The sequence below is a fragment of the Geminocystis sp. CENA526 genome (genome assembly GCF_050753365.1).
Lineage (GTDB): Bacteria > Cyanobacteriota > Cyanobacteriia > Cyanobacteriales > Cyanobacteriaceae > Geminocystis.
Window position 1 is genome coordinate 50718 of the sequence record NZ_JBLZFY010000012.1, and the last position, 18614, is coordinate 69331.

Here is an 18614-nt window from a genome sequence, read left to right on the forward strand (position 1 = left end):
ATCACTGAATTTATCTGTCACCCCAGCGTATAACCAGACAACAACGTGAGTATCAAGGTAAATCAAGATTCACCTCATCTTTCCATTGGATGTTAACTAAATCATCAGGATTACCTTGAATAACTTGAGATCTATATACCAATTTTTGTAGTTTGTCTGTTTTGTGGATGGGAGAAATTAACAACAACTTTCCTTCTTTATTTATTTCAATAGGAATGCCTGTTGTCAGTACTTCTTCTAGTAAACTATTGATATTATTTTTTAACTCTGTTGGTGTAATTGTTTTCATTTTTTTGTAGTTTAAAGTATTAAGAATTATTAATTATCCTCTAATCTTTATTTTAGCTTTTACTCTCCATAAGGCTAATCAAAAGAAGATTCGATCGCACCTTCTTTCAGATAAACCCCCAATATAAAGATTAAATCTTAACTATTAAATTTGAGCTATATGTTCGATCGCCCTTTCTAACTTTGGTAAATCATTGTCTACAAACGATAATTTTTCATAGATTGATCGCCTCCTTTAATATTTTATACCTAATAAAATAATGCAAAGATTTAACTGTTATAACATCAACTTTTCTCTCTAATAATTCTTCTAAATCAGTAATTAACCCTGTGAGAAACCAAGGAGAAATTTTCTGAAGATCATAATCGATTAAAAAATCAATATCGCTGTTTTCTGTTTCCTCTCCTCTTGCTACTGAACCAAAAATTCTAATATTAAAAGCACCATGTTTACTAGCAATTTCCAGAATTTTCTCTCTTTTTTTCTCTAATATTTGTTTTAATTCCATAAATTTAAACTGGTTATATTTTTATAAATTTATTTATTTCCTCTCATAAATATTAGAGTAAAGAATAGTTTATTAAATGAATATTTATATTTTTAATTACTATTTAATAATTTAAAGAACTCCAATAATGGAAAGTTGCTAAAGGAAATTTATACTTAAATCCAATTCTCGAATAAAGATTCAATACGGGGGTATTGTTGATAGAAATAACTGTTGTTGCATTTTTATATCCCTCAAGCATCATTTTTTCCAAAACTGATAACCAAAAAAAATCACCTAATCCACTATTAACATAATTAGAAGCAAAACCTGCTAAAATAAGGTTATCTTCGTTTCTAGCAAAGAAAGCAATTTCATTATCTAAATAAGAAAGATAATCAAAGGTTACTTTTTCATTGTTTAACAAATCATCTACCCAAAAAGAAAATCTTTGATCTGCAATTTGTTTTGGGCAGTTAAAATCAAGATGAAATCTGTCATCAGAAAATGAACCTTGTGCAATTATTTTTATTTTCTCAACTTGTACTAAATCACTTTTGTTCAATGATAATAATTTAAAATTTTCGTACTTATATTTTTTAGGAATAAAATTACTCTTATTCTCAATAAAATTTTGTAAAATTAGATTTTTCTTAAAATTAGTTTGAGGTGAAACAATAACTTCAACAAAATAAAATCCGCATCGACTTAAAATATGTGCATATTTTAGGTTAGTTTTACTAATACGGCATTGTGTAAAAAAAGAGCCATATTCTTGATATTTTTCATCGAGGCATATTTTTAAAGTATCTTCATCAATTTGCGTTAAAGTGTTTTCTGATAACTCAAAACTAGGAACACTTAAATTTCTTGTCTCATAGGATAAGTCTTTTAAAAGTATTGTGTTCATAAACTTTTTTTCCTTTTTTCTCTAAATTTATTGGACAATTTTTAATTAACATTAGTAGATTTTCTAATAACATACAAAGGTCTTTTTTTTGTTTCATCAAAGGTTTTACCCAAATAAATGCCAATGATACCTAGTATGGAAATAATTATACCCCCTAAAAAATACAGGGAGACAATTAAACTTGCCCAACCTGTTACCGAAGAACCGTAAAATAAAACTCTCAATAAAATAAAACATCCAAATATCAAAGATACAACGGAAATAAAAAAGCCAAAACCGATCGATATTCTGAGGGGTTTATCGGAGTAGGCGATAATAGTGTCGATCGCCAATTTGCATAGTTTTTTGAATGTATAGGTACTTTTTCCTTCTAATCTGGCATCGTGTTGCACATTAATACTAGCAGTTGGATAACCCATCCAATCAACAATGCCACCAAAAAATCTTAATTGTTCTCTAATATTACAAAAGTTACTGACTACTTGACGAGAGATAATTCTAAAATTACCCACTTCAGCATCATATTTTAAATCTGCTAAATAGTTAAAAACTTGGTAAAACCATTTGGAGGTTAATTTCTTGAAAAAACCATGTTGCCTATTTTTTCTTTTTGCCAAAACTACGTCATAGCCTTTTTGTGCTTTTTCGTAAAGTCTTGGTATTTCTTCGGGGCGATCTTGTAAGTCACAATCCATAACTATTACCCAATCACCGTTACAATGATCTAATCCTGCGGTTATGCCATAATGTTGTCCAAAGTTACGGCTAAATTGAATACCTTTGACTCTGCTATCTTTTTCTGCCAATTCTAAAATAATATCCCAAGATCGATCGCCCCCGCAATCTTCTACTAAGATAATCTCAAAGTCATCGGTAATAGTGGAGACAGAAGTACAAAGTCGATCGTATAACTCATAGAGAGATTTTTCGGCTTTATAAACAGGAATAACAACGGATATGTGACTCATAGTTAAGATTTAATAATATTTTCTCCTAAAAGCTCTAAAGAGCTTACTGTTAAGTATTTTCTTCTAACCATAACTCCAAATCTCCCAAATAATCCATTTTCAAGAGTGCGATCGCCAAATCTTCCATTTTTTCGAGGGTTAAACCTTCAATTTGACGAAATAAATCTCGATCGAATAATTCTAGTTTACTCTTAATCATTTTTTGTAATAAGTTTAAGGCTTCTTCCTTTTTACCCTGCCTGTTACCCTGAGTTTTAGCATCTTGCACTATTTCTTGGTATGTAACAGAATTTTTCATAATTTCCTCCTTTAATAGTGATTTAATTAATCTTTTTTCTAATTTTAAACCCGCTAAAATATAGGTACAAGCCATCAATTCTGGTTGTAACTCCTTATCTACTTCATTAATTTTAGTGGCTACCTTTTCTAATAATATCTCTGGTGATTCCGATTTGGCTAAAACTGCAAAGGGATATAAAATCGGTTGCTGTAAAAATAATTCTGTATCTTCCTCCCATAAGCGAATTACCCTATATTTATGATCGTAGTTCGATCTCGATATTCTTCTTGAAAAACCACTTCTGATTCAGTTTTCTTGAGAAAAATAATAATTTGCATGACATCAAGTCCGTATTTTCTTTTGAGTCTTACGGAATAGTCAAGCATCCTCAACGGCATAGGCGGTTTAGATTGTGCCTCAGTTTGAAATTCAAGATGTAAAATGCGTTGATCTAATCTTAACAGTAATAGTTCCAAAAAATATAGTCAAATATGACATTGACTTGGAGTCCATTTCAGGCACTCCCCTTCATTTTTTGTTTCGTAGGTATTACCAACCGTGGGTGAACTACGCACCTCTGGAATCCCTTCCGCAAATGCGTTAGGGAATGCTTTTCTTAATATGTTATAACTGGCATTTACATCTGCATTAATCAGTTTTCCACTGTTGCTACGATATAAACCTCTTTTTATTCTTTTACCACTAAATTTTACTTTTTCCCCATCAGTAACATCACCATAAATTGGTATTTCATCTAAATCTAAAAAACTAGCTACACTTGTATAGGATTCTTCCCTCTCTATTACTTTTATTCCTACTAATTGACATTTATATTTTATTTTTTCTATCAATTTATTGTGAGGAATATTTGTAAAATTTTGGTTGTTTCTTTTGCCCAATTCTACTCCTTGTTTCCAGTTTTTATTTTTTCCTATTACTAAAGTATCTATTTCCCACTCTAATAAAAGTTTTACTAAATAATTACTCACTTGATGAAAATAATTATTTATTTTTTCCTCTCTTTTTCTTGTCAATAAACTTAGACGATTTGACCAATGTTGTTCTGATGGTAGTTGTTTTTGTAATTTAGATTTTTTAAGATTGTAAAATTGATTTATGCTCTTTAATATTCGTCCGTTAATCATAACTGGTATGAATCCTAGCTGATTTGATGTTAACGCTATTAAATTATTTATGCCTAAATCGATCGAGGCTATTTTTTCTGTTTTATCTTTTGCGTTTACCTCCTCTTTTTCATAAATTACCTCTATTATATAGTAATTATTTTTGGGAATTACTCTTACTTGATTTAACTTATCACTATTAATTTTTGTAGGCAAAGAAAAGTCTAAACCTGATAATTTTATTAACCCTTGTTTTAAGCTCTTTTTACTTACCGCCTGAGCCGTATAAATTACTAAATGTCTTCCATTTTTGTCTTTATATTTAAGCAATTTTGGTTTTCCTAAAAACTTTTCTGGATGCAATTTATACTCTTTAATAGCTAGAAAAAAAGAACGCCAATTTTGTTCTAAATTTCTCAAAGTTTGTTGAGCTACTTTAGCGGGTAAGGCTCGATATTCGGGAGTTAATTTTAAGACTTTATCAAGGAGATTATAGTTAGAAAATTCTCCACAAAAAATTAGACTTTGTCGGATATTGTAGTTAGCTTTATTATACAGATTTTTAGAAGCAAAACACACTTGATCTAAGGATAACCAGAAAGGATGAGTTTTTGTAATAATATGTCTTTCTACTAACTGCATAATCTAATCAAGGGGAGTAACCACAATTCTATGTTACTATAAAACTAAAAAGAACAAGAAAAATTCAACCTTTTCTCTAATTTTGAGGAGATATTTGACATCTATTATCAATATTTGTCTATATTTTCAGCAAAGTTTCCTAATACCGAATCTGCTCTGATGGGATCAAGGTTTAATTCAGTTTTTAGCACTTTCACGGGAGAATTTTTGATGCCTAACAACCATTCTATAAAGGGTTGAGGATATTGCTCTGCTAAATATTTACAAACATTGTCAAAACTCATGGGTTTTAATTTGTGATCGATGTCATTATATTAATATATTATGATTGACCATGAATAAGTAGAAAATAAGGTTAATGAATCAAAAAACTATTTCTCTCAAGAAAAAGAAAAGTATCTGGCAGTTGGCAAAAGAGGGTATTATTGACGGTGGACCTAGTATGTGTCAATTTGCTATTACTAGCGCTTGTAATGCTAGGTGCGGATTTTGCAACTTTGCGGTGGATAAAATGCCGATCGAGCAACGGCAATATGTTACTTTAGAGGAAGCAAAACAAGCCTCCGAAATTCTCTACAAAAACGGAGTTTATTTTATTATTTATGTCGGTGGTGAACCAATGTTACACCCTAACTTAACAGAAATTATCACCCATGCTTCCAGTATTGGCATGGCGCCGATGTTAGTTACTAACGCTTCATTGTTAACCAAAGAGAAAATAGACGAGTTAGCTACTACTGGATTAGTTAGTGTTATTATATCGATCGACGCCACAGAAATCGACAAACACGAAGAAAATAGAGGCTTAAGGGGTGTATGTCAACGCATCAAAACCGCCAATGAGCATTTTAAAAACTATAATATCAGTACAACGGCTTCCGTCACCATGTCAAGACTGATTGATGATTATAGTCAACTTCCCTCTTTTTTAAAGTCTTTAGGCTTTGATAGCGTCACTTTTTCTTATCCTTTAACTACCCTTGCTTCTTCTTATTTAGGTTATGCCGATTCTAATTTAGTGGATTATACCAAAGAAGAACTGCTCGATCGATTTGAAGCCGTGAAAGCCTTAAAAAAAGAGTTTCATGTGGTTAACCCTACGGCATCCATTGAGGATATGCAAAGACACTTAAAAGGAGAAACCGAGAAATTTGGTTGTCTGGGGGGTTGGAAATTCTTTTATTTAGACTGGTTTTTAAACCTTTATCGTTGCCATAATTGGGCTGAACCCATGTGTCACATTACCGAATTTGATGGTTCACAACGTATAAAAGACAACTGTACTGCTTGTATGATGGACTGTTATCGAGATTCTAGCGTCATGCAACACATTGCAGTTTCCGTCAGCGATGGAGTACAAGCCTTAAGACGAGGTAATATTAAACAAGCCTTTACCCATTGGTTTAACCATAATAATCTAATTTCCGTTCGATCGGTTCTCGAAGAAGCAAAATGGCTTAAAAAACTCTGATAGCGTATAGTGTATAGTGTATAGTGTATAGTGTATAATTGTTAATTGTTAATTGTTAATTTTTAATTGTTAATTACTCAAAAAGGATTGCTTCAAAGCAACTTTCTCCTACTTCCCGTAACTCTCTAGCAATTTTTGGGTTAGTATCCGCCTGTTTGCTTATCTCTCTAAATTTTTCCGTGCTATAACGTTTTCTAAACTCTTTAATAGTGCAATTACACACACTTCGAGCAGATTCGAGGGGTAATCCTTCTCGTTGCGATCGAGCTAAACATTCTCTAGTATAATTACACCATACTGAAGCCTGATCAGGTTTTAACCCTTCTTTTACTAAACCATCAATACATTGTTGTTGATTAAAATTTGACGAGGAAGATTGAGCAATAGAAGGGGAAGCCAAAAAAGAAAAAGAAACGGCAACAAGGGAAAAATTAATTACGGAGGAAAAAAGTTGAGATTTCATAATTTATGCTAAATTTTAACTAATAAATAAGATACATTAGTTAAGACGAAATATTAGCAAAAAAGTTCCCTTAAAATAATTTGTAAAGTTATTAAAAACCTCCCCCTCACTTGATATATAAATTAATAATTTTTTTTACTAATTAGTTTGAATTTTTATCTCACTATCAGGTGCTTCTGGTACATTCTCATCTACAGATGTCTCAATAGCGGGTTTTTCTTCGATCGAAACATCGTCATCTTTTTTAATTTCTAATGTACTTTCAAGATTTTCTTCTTTAACTTCTTTTTCTTCCTCTAAGGCTTCTACATTTCCTTGTTGAAGTTCTCTAATTTGTTGCTCCATTAATTGATTTCCTTGGTCAAAAAACTGTTGAGAATCTTGTCCTCTAAACTGAGCAAATACAGGTTTATTTAAGCTATTTAATAGTACCATAGAAATAGCTGTAAAACTGACGATCGAGCATAACTTATAGGATATTTTCATCTTTTTTTCTTTGTGTTTAAATATTTTTAAGAAAAGATATATCTAAAGTTTTTGACCATTAAACTAAAGGCTTAATGTCGAATCTAAAAGTAAGTTTTTTAAACTTAAAAAATTGTCCTTAAATACATCTCTACTTATTACTATTATAACCTCAAGTCAACAATTGTGAGAAAAACAACTGTCGATGAAAGAATTAATTATTGAACACCTTTTATGTAATAATTCTTAAAGAACTTTTAAGATTTGCTAAACATACCGTCATGAGTGAAGCCTCCAAAGAAAAAACCTTAGCTGAACAAGCTCCTCCGAGTTACGAGTGTCGTTCTTGTGGTTATACTTATGTACCTTCTAAGGGTGATAGTAAAACCAATATCCCCGCAGGTACGTTGTTTACGGATTTGCCTAGTAATTGGCGTTGCCCTGTGTGTGGTTCAAGTCGTAATGCTTTTACGAATATTGGGGCTACGGATGCACCGTCTGGATTTGCTGAAAATTTAAACTATGGTTTTGGGGTAAATCAATTAACCCCCAATCAAAAAAACCTCTTAATTTTCGGGGCTTTGGCTTTAGCTTTCTTATTCTTTCTCAGTTTATACGGATTGAATTAATCAGAAATTATATTTTTAGAAATTACAATGAATTTTTTATTCGATCGACTCAAACAAGTATTAATATTAGTGTTAGTCGGTTTCTTGTGTGTCAGTTGCTCTAAAGTGCCTTCTGTTAGCGAGAATCCTTGGCAATATATTCAATTAGATACCGATGCTATTTTAGCGGATTTAGCCTTTACCAGTGACTCTAATCATGGTTGGTTAGTGGGTACAAAAGCCACCTTATTTGAAACCAATGACGGTGGTGATACTTGGCAACCAAAAATTATTGATTTAGGAGAAGAAAAAATCAGCTTTACAGGTATCAGTTTTTATGATAACGAAGGTTGGATTACAGGACAACCTAACGTATTGTTACATACTAGCAACGGAGGCGAAACTTGGGATCGTATTCCTTTAAGTGATAAACTCCCCGGTATTCCCTATGATATAGTCGCCTTAGCACCTGATACCGCCGAAATGGTGACAAATTTAGGGGCTATTTATAAAACCACCGATGGGGGTAAAACATGGAAAGGTTTAGTGGAAGGCGCTGTCGGGGTTGCCAGAAGCATTAATCGCTCTGCGGATGGTAAATATGTCGCCGTCAGTGCCAGAGGAAACTTTTATTCCACATGGCAACCCGGAGATACCGAATGGACTCCCCATAACCGTAACTCCTCCAAACGTTTACAAAATATGGGTTTCTTTGATGACGATCGACTATGGTTGATTGCCAGAGGAGGACAAATTCAACTCAGTGAATCCCAAGAAGTAGAAAATTGGGCAGAGCCGATTAACCCTGAATATTCTACCAGTTGGGGCTTTTTAGATTTAGCGACTCGTCAAGAAGACGAAATTTGGGTAGCAGGAGGCAGTGGCAATCTTCTCGTTAGCCGTGATGGTGGTTTAACATGGGAAAAAGATCGAGAAGTGGAGTCTGTACCCTCTAACTTATATAAAATCGTTTTTCTTGATCTCGATCGAGGTTTTGTTTTAGGAGAGCGTGGTGTTCTGTTAAAATATAATACTCAGAATGCGGTCTAAGTTAAGTCGCAAATGTTGTACATTAGTTAGATAGTAAAAAAATTTAGGAGGCAAATTATGGCTGGAAGTACAGGTGAACGCCCATTTACCGACATTGTTACCAGTGTAAGATATTGGGTTATTCATAGTATCACTATCCCCATGCTTTTCATCGCTGGTTGGTTGTTCGTAAGCACTGGTTTGGCTTATGATGCTTTTGGCACACCTCGCCCTGATGAATACTTCACTCAAACTCGTGAAGAATTACCAATTATCAGCGATCGATATGATGCTACAAAACAAATCGAACAATTTAATAAATAGTTAATAGATTAAAAAGGTAAATTAAAAATGACTAATAGTCCTAATCAACCGATTTCATATCCTATTTTTACCGTCAGATGGTTAGCTGTTCACACTTTAGCTGTACCTTCTGTATTTTTCATCGGTGCTATTACCGCTATGCAATTTATTCAACGATAGGAGATACTCATGGACAGAAATCAAAATCCTAACAGACAAGGTGTAGAGTTAAATCGTACTTCCCTTTACTTAGGGTTGTTATTCGTAGCCGTTTTAGGCGTTTTATTCTCTAGTTATTTCTTCAACTAAAAACTAATTTAATTAATCAAGGAGGTTTGATCATGGGAGAAGCAAGAATTCCTTTGTGGATTGTTGGTACGATCGCAGGAATGGGTGTTTTAACTGTCGTAGCATTGTTTTTCTACGGTGCTTATGCAGGTTTAGGTTCTTCTTTATAATTTAATCAAAAAAATTAAATAGCTGATAAAAACTGCTCTGGAATCAAATTCTAGGGCGTTTTTTTTGAATATACAAATTATTAGCCCTAAATCTTTTCTTGAACTTATATCAGGTTCGATTAAATAGTTATAGTAAAATCTCACGCAAAGGCGCAAAGTCGCTAAGAAGTTCGCAAATTTTTATTATAAGTGATCATCTGAACTTGATATTATAAGATAATTGGTGGATAGTGAGATCGCTTCGCTATTGTGCGTCTAAACTTTTCAATATTTTTTTAGCTAAAAATTCTTTGATTTCTGGATGACGTGGTACAGCTTCCATAATACCAGTTTTGGGATTAATCCACAAAGAATGAGACGAACCTTCTCTTTTGAGATAGCAACCTGCTTGACGTAATTTTCTTTCTAATTCTTTCCGTTTCATGGAATTAAAATTATGTCTCTAATAACTTCTTTTGGTAATCCTCTTTCAATATCCATTAGACGATCATCTAAAATTAATTTAATGGCACTTTTGAGACTTTCTTTTGCTTCTTCTATGCTTTCTCCTTGCCCATTTGCTCCTTGAATTTCAGGACAAATCGCCCAATATCCGCCTTCTGTAGCCTGTTTAATAATTACCGTTAATTCTCCCTTCATAATATTTACAGATAGATATTAGATTCTTTCTATTCTAGCCTAGATTAGCTCGATCGAGCTACTTTTTTAGTTGTGTTAAGATGCTATGATTAGTTAGTAAGATAAACAATTCATATACTATGAAAAAAGTTACTATTACACTAGAAGAAAAAGTACTAGAATTTGTCGATCGACAAGCGAAAGGACACCGCAGTAATTACATCAATCAATTATTAAAAGAAAACCATCAAAAACAATTAGAAAAAGAAATGATTGAGGCTTTACAAGAGGATATTAAAAATCAAGAATATCAAGAAGAAATACAGGCTTGGAATACCGTTATTGGGGATGGAAATGATCCTTATTTTGTAACTAAATCCTCCTGAGTTATATGTTTAATAACAGATATATCATTAATACTTTCTACTTGTTTAATCGCACTATTTAAAACTGTGATAAATTGATCACCATCTCGATCGAACTCTAAATAAGTAATACCATTAGAGAATGATAAAGTTGCATCATCACATCCTGCCTCAAATAGTAAATCTTCTAAGTTGTCAATTTGTTGACTAGATTCAGAAAGTATCAAGGTGAAATTATAAGTATTCATAATATTTTTATGATAATTTTTAATGAGGACATTTATTCTTCATTCCAAAAATGTTATGATAACAAATAATTAAGTTCGATCGAAACTGTTAAGATGCAGACAATCACCATCATTGTAGAACCCGAATTAGCTAAAGCCTATAAAAAAAAACGCCTATTAAAAAAGAAGAAATAGAAGGTTTATTTCGTCATTGGGTTAAAGAAATTATACTCGATCGATCTCTTGATGAAATCATTGTAGATATGCAAATACAAGCAGACACTAATGGCTTGACGGAAGAAATTTTACAAGAGATCATTGATAATAAATAATTTAAGATTTGTTATAGATACAAACATTTTAATCAGTGCCATGATGATTGATTCTCAGAGAGGTTTTCGTGTATTTAGCCATTAGAAGATCATAAATCTCGATAAACTTTGCTACGATGACCAATTTTTATAATAAGAATAACTAATACATCATTTTCAATGCGGTAAAGAATGCGATAATCATTAACTCTTATTCTTAATATTCCATTGCTATTTTTTAATTGTTTAACATCAGATGGAAATGGATTAGATATTAAAGATTCAAGACGATTAGCAATTTGTTTTTGAATATTAAAAGGTAATTTTGAAAGTTCTTTTTCGGCTTTCTTTAAAAACTCAATTTTATACTCTGACATTAATTTATAAGCCTAGATTCTGCTTGATATTTTCCCACGATACTCTGTCTTGATTTTCTGGATCTGATTCGGCTAAAACTGCATCCCTAAAGTCGATTAAATCTTCTAATTCTTCTGTTTTAATAATGGTTAATTGCCCTAAATTAATTTGTTCTAATAATTGATTAATAGATAAGTTCAATTGCTGAGAAATTTTAACCATTTCTATTAAATTGTTTTGAGATAAAGTGATAGGATTCATAGTTGTTAATTAGTTGTAATATATTGCTTGTATAACATTAAATAAAACACGACTAAAAAGAAAAAGGATTACTAGGGTCTAAAATATCGATCAATTCATCAACTGTCATATTACTACTTTTTGCCATTTCTTCTAAATCTTTATTTAAAGAGTCAAATAATTTTCTGAGTTTTTCTGTATCTTTTTTCTTAATTCCTATTTTTTGGCGGTAATAATTAGCATCTTTTTTTTTGTTTTAATTTCGATCGAACTCATAAGTTTTTCCTTTTTTTATATATTTAACTATATTTAAAAATTAATAATACTTTATAATATTATCTATATTTGACTTTTATTTGCTGTGTAATAATAATTATGTAAAATACATTGCTATTTAATTATCCTATCATATTTTTATCTGCAATAACTATCTGAAATTGAACAGAAACTTATGTATCAAGTAAATAAAGAAACGGTTTTTATGGCTACCCGTGACGGGGTGAAATTAGCCACAGACATTTATCGCCCCGTGACTGATAATCAACAATTTCCTGTGTTACTAATGCGCCAACCCTACGGAAAATCGATCGCATCTACGGTAGTATATGCACATCCAAAATGGTACGCTAAACAGGGTTATATCGTGGTGATTCAAGATGTGAGAGGGAGAGGAGACTCACAAGGGGAATTTTTGTTATTTGAAACGGAAATTGAAGATGGTTACGATACCCTTGAATGGGTTGCTAATCTGAATGGAAGTACTGGTGAGGTGGGTATGTATGGTTTTTCTTATCAGGGAATGACTCAATTATATTGTGCCATAAGTAAACATCCTGCTTTAAAAACTATTTGTCCTGCGATGATTGCCTATGATTTATATACTGATTGGGCGTATGAAAATGATGCTTTTTGTTATCAATTAAATTTGGCTTGGGCGATACAATTATCCGCAGAAACGGCACGGTTAAAACAAGATTTTTCTGCATATAAAATTCTCTATTTAGCTAGTCGTAATTTACCTATTTATGATATGCCTATTATGGTGGAAGAAGCCTTAAGAAAATATTGTCCTAGTAATTTTTATTTCCAATGGTTACAGCTCGATCGAAATGATGAATATTGGCAAAAATTATCCCCTAAAACTTACTTTAAAGATGTCGATTTACCGATGCTTCATATTGGCGGTTGGTTTGATACTTATTTACGAGGTACTCTTAATTTATATGCAGAAATGAACAAAAAAAGTCAGTTTCAACAAAGTTTAATTATCGGGGCTTGGGCGCATCTTCCTTGGGGAAATACTCTGCTCGATCGATATTATACCACCACAGCAAATAATAATATTAATGAACTGCAAATCGCTTGGTTTAATAAATATTTAAAAAGAAGTGAAAGTGATACTTTTTCAAATAAAAATATTAAATTATTTCAAATGGGTAGTAATAAATGGATTAATAAAAAACACTTTAATAGCAAAAAACAGGTTAAATTTTATTTAAACAGTACAGGATTGGCTAATATCAGAGATGATGACGGTAAATTAACTATTAATAATAAAAAAAATAATGATTATAGCGAAGATATTATTATACATGATTTTTGGCGATCGAGTCCAAGTTTAGGAGGTCACGCTAGTCTTTTAAGCGGTAGTATTGACAGAAAAGAATTAGATAATCGCAGTGATATTGTTACTTATACTAGCGATATTTTGAAAGAAGAATTAGAGATAATAGGAGATATAGCATTAGAAATTTATGCAGAAAGTGACGCAAAAAGTTTTGATTTATCGGCGACAATATCTCAAGTATTTAGCGATGGCAAAGTCTATAACTTTAGTCAAGGATATATTAAAATCACTCACCATGATAGTGAGAAACCAATTAAGTTTAAACTGCAATCAACCTGCATAAAAATAAAGAAAAATACTGCTTTAAGACTAAGTATTAGTCCAGCAAATTTTCCAGCTTATTCTGTTAATTATGGGAAAAATAAAGTTATAAATAATAATCTTTGTTTAGATGCAAAACCTGTCACTATTACTATTTGTTCAGGACAAAAAAAACCTTCAAAATTAATTTTAAATCTACGATAAATATTTATTTCATTAGCTGACTTTAGTCTGATTTTAAATCAAAAGAAATATTAATAAAAAACTTGACAAAAAGTTGGTTTTGTGAATTAACTCGCTTCGCAATAAATCGCGCAGCGTTGCGAGGCACGAAGCAATCTCGAAGCTAACAGCGAAAATCTGCTAAAGCGATGTCATTAATATCTTTTACAATGATAAAATCTAAATCAAATACAGTTTAATCTCTTGATTCACAAATTATTAATTTTGTCAAATTGTATGTAACAAAATAGTTTTCACAGATTCATTTATTTTTTATGAATTATGATACATTATTTGAGTTATTTTCTATGAAATAAAATAAGTTTTAGCTATCTTTATGGTAAGGAAAAAAGACAACAGGAAACCAACTGCGATGTAAAACTTTTTGAGTAAAACTAGGGATAGTCCAATCTAGTAAACCATATTCTCGATCGTCCGTCACCGCAATAGCGCTTACATCTTCTGCTAAAGCCACATCAAGGGTTTCTAAAAGAGGATTACCGATTTTCAGCATCACTTCCACTTCTAAACCAAGAGATTGTAATTCCTGCTTAACTTTATCTAACTTAGCTTCTACTTCCTTAATTCTATTTTCCACAAGAATTTCCGATCGAGAAACATCATCAATCACTGCTAGGATAATATATTTATGAGGGGCAAGAGAGCATTTGCCCGTAGCACAAGTTTTAAGTTGATTAATCAAATAACGAGCCTTTTCTACATCATAACAGGGAACTAACCAACAACGATTCAAATGACGACAACGCAATTCTAATTCTTCGGAGGTATAGACAGAAATGAGTTGAGGACGTAAAATCATAATGGGAATGTTGATTTTTTCAATGACACTCATGGTAGTTGAGCCAAAAATTCGACCTTCGGCAACACTACGCAAAGAAGTACCCAAGATCAAACATTCAGGCTTATACTTTTTGATTGCCTTCAAAATATTCTCTGTAACTAAACCAGAAGTAATTTCGATATTTACCTTCACTCCCTCACTAGGTTTCAAAGTAGAGTTAAACTTTTCTGTCATTAAAGCGATTTTTTCATTATCCACCCTTGGGACTTGACCTTCACTCCATAAAGGTACATTATGTAAAAAGGTAATTTCCTTTAAACCACTTTCTCCTAAAGCCGACACATAGGAAAGAAATCTTTGTAAACCATCTTTGTCATCGGTACAAATTAAACAAGATTCAAACATAATATTTATCTCGAAATAATAACTAAATCCACTTTCAGATTAACATTTTAGTAGGACATCTTGAGAGTCTTAATTTCAGATAAGATTAATTAACTTTTCTTATGGACTAAAAATTAAGATTATTGAGATTGCTTCAATTTCGCAATGACATAATATCTTAGGAATTACGCAGAATCGTTATTTTTCTGATTTTTTATACTATATGTGGCGGTTGGTGGGCGATGCCTCCCCTACTTTTTGTAGCTGTGCGTAAATTCTATATCTTTATTATCTTGATCAAGTCTATTGATTATTTTCAATGGAATCATACAAAACTATTTATTATTAACTATTCGTAAAATATGAGTAACGTTATCAATATTCAAAATTTACAAAAAAGTTATGGCAACGTCAAAGCTCTCAAAAATATCTCATTTTCCGTCAAAAATGGCGAAATATTTGGATTATTAGGACCAAATGGAGCAGGAAAAACAACTACTATCCGTTGCTTGACTACCCTTGCTCAACCTGACTCTGGTGAGATTATGATTGATGGTATCTCTGCTATAACTCAACCGAAACAGGTTAGACAAAAGTTAGGGTATGTCGCACAGGAGGTTGCGATCGATAAAATTTTGACGGGGAGAGAATTGTTACAACTTCAAGCCTCTCTTTACCATCTCCCCTCCTCCTTTGCGAAAAAAAGAATTGAACAGTTATTGGCAGTACTAGGATTACAAGAGTATGGCGATCGACAAACAGGTACATATTCGGGGGGTATTCGCAAACGCCTTGATTTAGCGGCAGGTTTACTCCATCAACCCCAAGTATTAGTCTTAGATGAGCCTTCCGTTGGCTTAGATATTGAAAGTAGAATGATAGTCTGGGATTTTCTGCGTCAACTTAAACTTGCAGGTACAACAGTATTAATCACCAGTCATTACCTTGAGGAAATAGACGCACTGTGCGATCGATTGGCTATTATTGATCAAGGTGAAGTTATCGCCGAAGGTAGCCCTTCTAATTTAAAAGACAGATTAGGGGGCGATCGAGTTACACTAAAGATAAAAGAATTTGCTACCTCTGAAGAAGCACAAAGCGCTAAAGAGAAATTATCACAACTTTCCTTCGTAGAAAATATCATCATCAACGAAGTGCAAGGCAACTGTCTTAACTTAATCGTCACCCCGAATAGTAATCCTATCAGTAAAATAGAGCAAACCTTGACAGAAATTAACTTACCCATGTTTAGTATCAGTCAATCTCGCCCTAGTTTAGACGATGTTTATTTAGCGGCTACGGGAAAAACCCTCCTCGATGCGGAAATCGAAGCCTCCACGAAACGGGATTTAAAAGCCGAGAAAAAACAGGCAATGAAATAATGAGGAATTAAGAATTAAGAATTAAGAATTAAGAATTAAGAATTAAGAATTAAGAATGCATCAAAACCTTGACTTTTTTCTTATTTTTACAGGCAAGATGCCTGTTTTACGGAACTGATGTTACGCAAAAATAGAATTAGTTGTTGATTGGAGGTTTCAGGTTTCAGGTTTAATTTCTTGCTGTTTTTCCGCATTTCTTTCTCGAAAGTGAAACAGCCCTGCCCTCTTATCTTCATCATTTTATCGTTCACTCAGGTAAACTTTAGATGGGTTATAGTTTGCTTCACCGTGATAAAAACGGGAACTTGTCTAAATCTGCTAAGATGGTAAGATTGATTGTTGTTAATTGTTAACGATTGCTTAATAATTATAAAAATACTTAATACTCTGATTAATTGTATATACATGGGATACGTTAAACATTCTAACTTCGTTAATCTACTTCAAGAGCGTGCAGTTTCACAGCCTGATAAAGTGATATTTACTTTCTTGGGTGATGGTGAAGTGCAAACGGAAAGTTTAACCTATCAACAATTAGATATTCAAGCCAAAGCCATTGCTACTCATTTGACACAAGTAGCGAAAAAAATCTTAGGCAATAATGGTGAAGGAGAAAGGGCATTATTATTATATCAACCAGGTTTAGAATTTATTACCGCCTTCTTGGGTTGTCTTTACGCTGGAATTATCGCTACTCCTGCCTATCCCCCTCGTCAAAATCGATCGTACCATCGACTAGAGACTATTATTAAAGATGCTGGGGCGGTGTTTGCCCTCACCACAGAATCGGTAAAGCAGAAAATTGAACAAAAATTAACCCGCCATAATAATATTCATTGTATCGCCACAGATAATATTTCCCTTGATTTAGCCCAAAATTGGCAACAATCCCCTTATATTCAAGAAGACAATCTTGCCTTTTTACAATATACCAGTGGTTCAACTGGTACACCAAAAGGAGTTATGGTAAGTCATCGTAACTTAATTCATAATTCTCATTTAATTAATAGTTGCTTTGAAAATACAGAAAAAGACATCGGTTTTTCTTGGCTTCCTCCGTATCATGACATGGGTCTAATAGGGGGGGTTCTACAGCCTATTTACGCTTCAATAAGCACCATTATTATGCCTCCTGTGAGCTTTTTGCAACGCCCACTCCGTTGGCTGCGAGGAATTTCTAGGTATAACGTAACAACTACGGGAGGACCTAATTTTGCTTACGAAATGTGTGTTAATTCTATTACAGAGAAGCAAAAAGCGGAATTAGACTTAAGCAGTTGGAAACTGGCGTTTAGCGGTGCAGAGCCCGTGAGGGCGGAGACTATTGAGCGATTTAGCGAATATTTCGCCGATTGTGGCTTTAAACGGGAGGCTTTTTATCCTTGCTATGGCATGGCGGAAACCACCTTAATCGTTTCGGGGGCGAGTAAACATCAATCTCCCGTAGTGAAAACTTTGTCAGCAAAGGCTTTAACACAAAATCAAATTGTTACTGTAGAAGAAAATACCCCTGAGACTCAAGTATTGGTAAGTAGTGGCAAGGTTGCCTCCGAGTTGGAAGGTTTAATCGTCAATCCTGAGACTTTGCAGGAGTGTGAAGAAAACCAAGTGGGAGAAATTTGGGTAAAAGGCGCTTCCGTGGCGCAAGGTTATTGGCAAAAGGAGGAGGCGACTAATAATATTTTTCATGCCTATACTTTAGATGGTAAGGGTGCTTTTTTGCGCACTGGTGATTTAGGCTTTATGAGTGAGGGGGAGTTATTTGTTACGGGAAGACTCAAGGATTTAATTATCATTCGGGGCAGAAATCACTATCCTCAAGATATAGAAGAAAGTGTCGCTTTTTGTCACGAGGCGATTAATTCTGAAAGTGGTGCGGCTTTTGCTGTGGAAGTTGAACAAGATGAGCATTTAGTGGTAACGTTTGAGGTAAAACGCACTTTTCTCAATAAAATTAATCAAGATGAGACTTTAAAGCAACAAATTTTTGCTAACATTCGCAATTCGATCGCTCTGAATCACGAGTTGCAGGTTTATAGTATAGTGTTGTTAAAAACAGGAAGTATCCCTAAAACTTCTAGCGGGAAGATTACTCGTTATGCTTGTCGTCAAGGTTTCTTAGACGGCAGTTTACAAGTGGTGGCGCAATGGAAAGTAGGAGAAGAAAAAATATCCTCCCTAAGACAAGAGGGGGGAGAGGGGGAAGAGAGGGGAGAGGGGGAAGAAAAAATATCAATTCCCTCTGATTCTTCTTTCTCCATTTCTCATTCAGTATTGAAAATTCAGAATTGGTTAAAAGAAAATATCGCCCAACGCATTGG

The 18614-nt window shown here is 33.2% G+C and carries 26 protein-coding genes and 1 pseudogene; 11 read left to right on the forward strand and 16 right to left on the reverse strand.

Going from position 1 to position 18614, the window contains the following annotated elements; all coding sequences use genetic code 11:
• Positions 1-52: 52 nt before the first annotated feature.
• From ACN4EE_RS05600 to ACN4EE_RS05635, 8 genes and pseudogenes are all read right to left on the reverse strand, one after another.
• Entirely contained in the window at positions 53-289 is a 237-nt protein-coding gene (locus tag ACN4EE_RS05600) for a type II toxin-antitoxin system prevent-host-death family antitoxin (protein ID WP_431705425.1), read from the reverse strand.
• A gap of 214 nt (positions 290-503) precedes the next feature.
• Complete coding sequence (locus ACN4EE_RS05605; RefSeq protein WP_431705426.1) at positions 504-797, reverse strand: nucleotidyltransferase family protein; 294 nt, start codon at positions 795-797, stop codon at positions 504-506.
• 103 nt (positions 798-900) lie between these two features.
• A complete protein-coding gene (locus ACN4EE_RS05610; RefSeq protein ID WP_431705427.1) occupies positions 901-1686 on the reverse strand; it encodes a hypothetical protein in 786 nt (261 codons plus the stop codon).
• 41 nt (positions 1687-1727) lie between these two features.
• Complete coding sequence (locus ACN4EE_RS05615; protein WP_431705428.1) at positions 1728-2654, reverse strand: glycosyltransferase family 2 protein; 927 nt, start codon at positions 2652-2654, stop codon at positions 1728-1730.
• 49 nt (positions 2655-2703) lie between these two features.
• Entirely contained in the window at positions 2704-3027 is a 324-nt protein-coding gene (locus ACN4EE_RS05620; protein WP_431705429.1) for a DUF4351 domain-containing protein, read from the reverse strand.
• Positions 3028-3179: 152 nt separating this feature from the next.
• Positions 3180-3410, reverse strand: a complete 231-nt coding sequence (locus tag ACN4EE_RS05625) for a hypothetical protein (protein WP_431705430.1) — start codon at positions 3408-3410, stop codon at positions 3180-3182.
• A gap of 38 nt (positions 3411-3448) precedes the next feature.
• Positions 3449-4700 (reverse strand): annotated as a pseudogene (locus ACN4EE_RS05630) (RNA-guided endonuclease InsQ/TnpB family protein).
• A gap of 107 nt (positions 4701-4807) precedes the next feature.
• On the reverse strand, positions 4808-4984 hold the full coding sequence (locus ACN4EE_RS05635; RefSeq protein ID WP_431705431.1) for a hypothetical protein: 177 nt from the start codon (positions 4982-4984) through the stop codon (positions 4808-4810).
• 74 nt (positions 4985-5058) lie between these two features.
• Here ACN4EE_RS05635 and ACN4EE_RS05640 point away from each other — a divergent pair, with 74 nt between their 5' ends.
• Entirely contained in the window at positions 5059-6171 is a 1113-nt protein-coding gene (locus ACN4EE_RS05640; protein ID WP_431705432.1) for a radical SAM protein, read from the forward strand.
• Between the two features lie 73 nt (positions 6172-6244).
• On the opposite strand, the gene ACN4EE_RS05645 is transcribed toward ACN4EE_RS05640, so the two are convergent.
• Both ACN4EE_RS05645 and ACN4EE_RS05650 read right to left on the reverse strand, forming a co-directional pair.
• Positions 6245-6634, reverse strand: coding sequence for a hypothetical protein (locus ACN4EE_RS05645; RefSeq protein WP_431705433.1), 390 nt, complete (start codon positions 6632-6634; stop codon positions 6245-6247).
• A gap of 138 nt (positions 6635-6772) precedes the next feature.
• Positions 6773-7120 carry a hypothetical protein gene (locus tag ACN4EE_RS05650; protein WP_431705434.1) on the reverse strand — a complete coding sequence of 116 codons (348 nt, stop codon included), beginning with the start codon at positions 7118-7120 and terminating at the stop codon, positions 6773-6775.
• A gap of 260 nt (positions 7121-7380) precedes the next feature.
• On the opposite strand from ACN4EE_RS05650, the gene ACN4EE_RS05655 reads away from it, so the two are divergent.
• The 6 genes from ACN4EE_RS05655 to ACN4EE_RS05680 are packed head-to-tail and all read left to right on the forward strand — an operon-like array spanning position 7381 to position 9497.
• The gene (locus tag ACN4EE_RS05655) at positions 7381-7728 is read left to right on the forward strand and encodes a rubredoxin (RefSeq protein ID WP_431705435.1); all 348 of its coding nucleotides are present in this window, start codon (positions 7381-7383) and stop codon (positions 7726-7728) included.
• Between the two features lie 27 nt (positions 7729-7755).
• Positions 7756-8757: a photosynthesis system II assembly factor Ycf48 gene (locus tag ACN4EE_RS05660; RefSeq protein ID WP_431705436.1), complete on the forward strand. Its 1002-nt coding sequence runs from the start codon at positions 7756-7758 to the stop codon at positions 8755-8757.
• 57 nt (positions 8758-8814) lie between these two features.
• Positions 8815-9060, forward strand: coding sequence for a cytochrome b559 subunit alpha (psbE, locus tag ACN4EE_RS05665; protein ID WP_431705437.1), 246 nt, complete (start codon positions 8815-8817; stop codon positions 9058-9060).
• A 27-nt stretch (positions 9061-9087) separates the two neighbouring features.
• Positions 9088-9219 (forward strand): cytochrome b559 subunit beta, encoded by a 132-nt coding sequence (gene psbF, locus ACN4EE_RS05670; RefSeq protein ID WP_066119748.1) that lies wholly within the window; start codon positions 9088-9090, stop codon positions 9217-9219.
• 9 nt (positions 9220-9228) lie between these two features.
• Positions 9229-9348, forward strand: a complete 120-nt coding sequence (locus ACN4EE_RS05675) for a photosystem II reaction center protein L (RefSeq protein ID WP_071590992.1) — start codon at positions 9229-9231, stop codon at positions 9346-9348.
• Between the two features lie 29 nt (positions 9349-9377).
• A complete protein-coding gene (locus tag ACN4EE_RS05680; protein WP_431705450.1) occupies positions 9378-9497 on the forward strand; it encodes a photosystem II reaction center protein J in 120 nt (39 codons plus the stop codon).
• Positions 9498-9741: 244 nt separating this feature from the next.
• Here the strand turns inward: ACN4EE_RS05680 and ACN4EE_RS05685 are convergent, their stop codons facing one another.
• Together ACN4EE_RS05685 and ACN4EE_RS05690 are read right to left on the reverse strand one after the other, a co-directional pair.
• Positions 9742-9921: a type II toxin-antitoxin system HicA family toxin gene (locus ACN4EE_RS05685; protein ID WP_431705438.1), complete on the reverse strand. Its 180-nt coding sequence runs from the start codon at positions 9919-9921 to the stop codon at positions 9742-9744.
• Positions 9918-10136 carry a type II toxin-antitoxin system HicB family antitoxin gene (locus ACN4EE_RS05690; RefSeq protein ID WP_431705439.1) on the reverse strand — a complete coding sequence of 73 codons (219 nt, stop codon included), beginning with the start codon at positions 10134-10136 and terminating at the stop codon, positions 9918-9920. Before ACN4EE_RS05690 ends, ACN4EE_RS05685 begins: the two co-directional genes overlap by 4 nt.
• A 119-nt stretch (positions 10137-10255) precedes the next feature.
• Here ACN4EE_RS05690 and mazE point away from each other — a divergent pair, with 119 nt between their 5' ends.
• Positions 10256-10501, forward strand: a complete 246-nt coding sequence (gene mazE, locus ACN4EE_RS05695; RefSeq protein WP_431705440.1) for a type II toxin-antitoxin system MazE family antitoxin — start codon at positions 10256-10258, stop codon at positions 10499-10501.
• On the opposite strand, the gene ACN4EE_RS05700 is transcribed toward mazE, so the two are convergent.
• The 3 genes from ACN4EE_RS05700 to ACN4EE_RS05710 form a co-directional block, all read right to left on the reverse strand.
• Positions 10477-10728: a hypothetical protein gene (locus ACN4EE_RS05700; RefSeq protein WP_431705441.1), complete on the reverse strand. Its 252-nt coding sequence runs from the start codon at positions 10726-10728 to the stop codon at positions 10477-10479. The genes mazE and ACN4EE_RS05700 overlap by 25 nt on opposite strands.
• Positions 10729-11128: 400 nt before the next feature.
• Positions 11129-11395, reverse strand: coding sequence for a type II toxin-antitoxin system RelE family toxin (locus ACN4EE_RS05705; RefSeq protein WP_431705442.1), 267 nt, complete (start codon positions 11393-11395; stop codon positions 11129-11131).
• A gap of 4 nt (positions 11396-11399) precedes the next feature.
• Entirely contained in the window at positions 11400-11636 is a 237-nt protein-coding gene (locus ACN4EE_RS05710) for a hypothetical protein (protein ID WP_431705443.1), read from the reverse strand.
• A 430-nt stretch (positions 11637-12066) separates the two neighbouring features.
• Here ACN4EE_RS05710 and ACN4EE_RS05715 point away from each other — a divergent pair, with 430 nt between their 5' ends.
• Positions 12067-13707, forward strand: a complete 1641-nt coding sequence (locus ACN4EE_RS05715; protein WP_431705444.1) for a CocE/NonD family hydrolase — start codon at positions 12067-12069, stop codon at positions 13705-13707.
• A 343-nt stretch (positions 13708-14050) separates the two neighbouring features.
• Here ACN4EE_RS05715 and ACN4EE_RS05720 read toward each other — a convergent pair whose 3' ends face one another.
• Positions 14051-14932, reverse strand: a complete 882-nt coding sequence (locus ACN4EE_RS05720) for a universal stress protein (protein WP_431705445.1) — start codon at positions 14930-14932, stop codon at positions 14051-14053.
• 341 nt (positions 14933-15273) lie between these two features.
• On the opposite strand from ACN4EE_RS05720, the gene ACN4EE_RS05725 reads away from it, so the two are divergent.
• Complete coding sequence (locus tag ACN4EE_RS05725) at positions 15274-16293, forward strand: ABC transporter ATP-binding protein (RefSeq protein WP_431705446.1); 1020 nt, start codon at positions 15274-15276, stop codon at positions 16291-16293.
• A 405-nt stretch (positions 16294-16698) separates the two neighbouring features.
• Positions 16699-18614 (forward strand): fatty acyl-AMP ligase (locus ACN4EE_RS05730; protein WP_431705447.1); only part of this gene is annotated, 1916 nt, incomplete at its 3' end.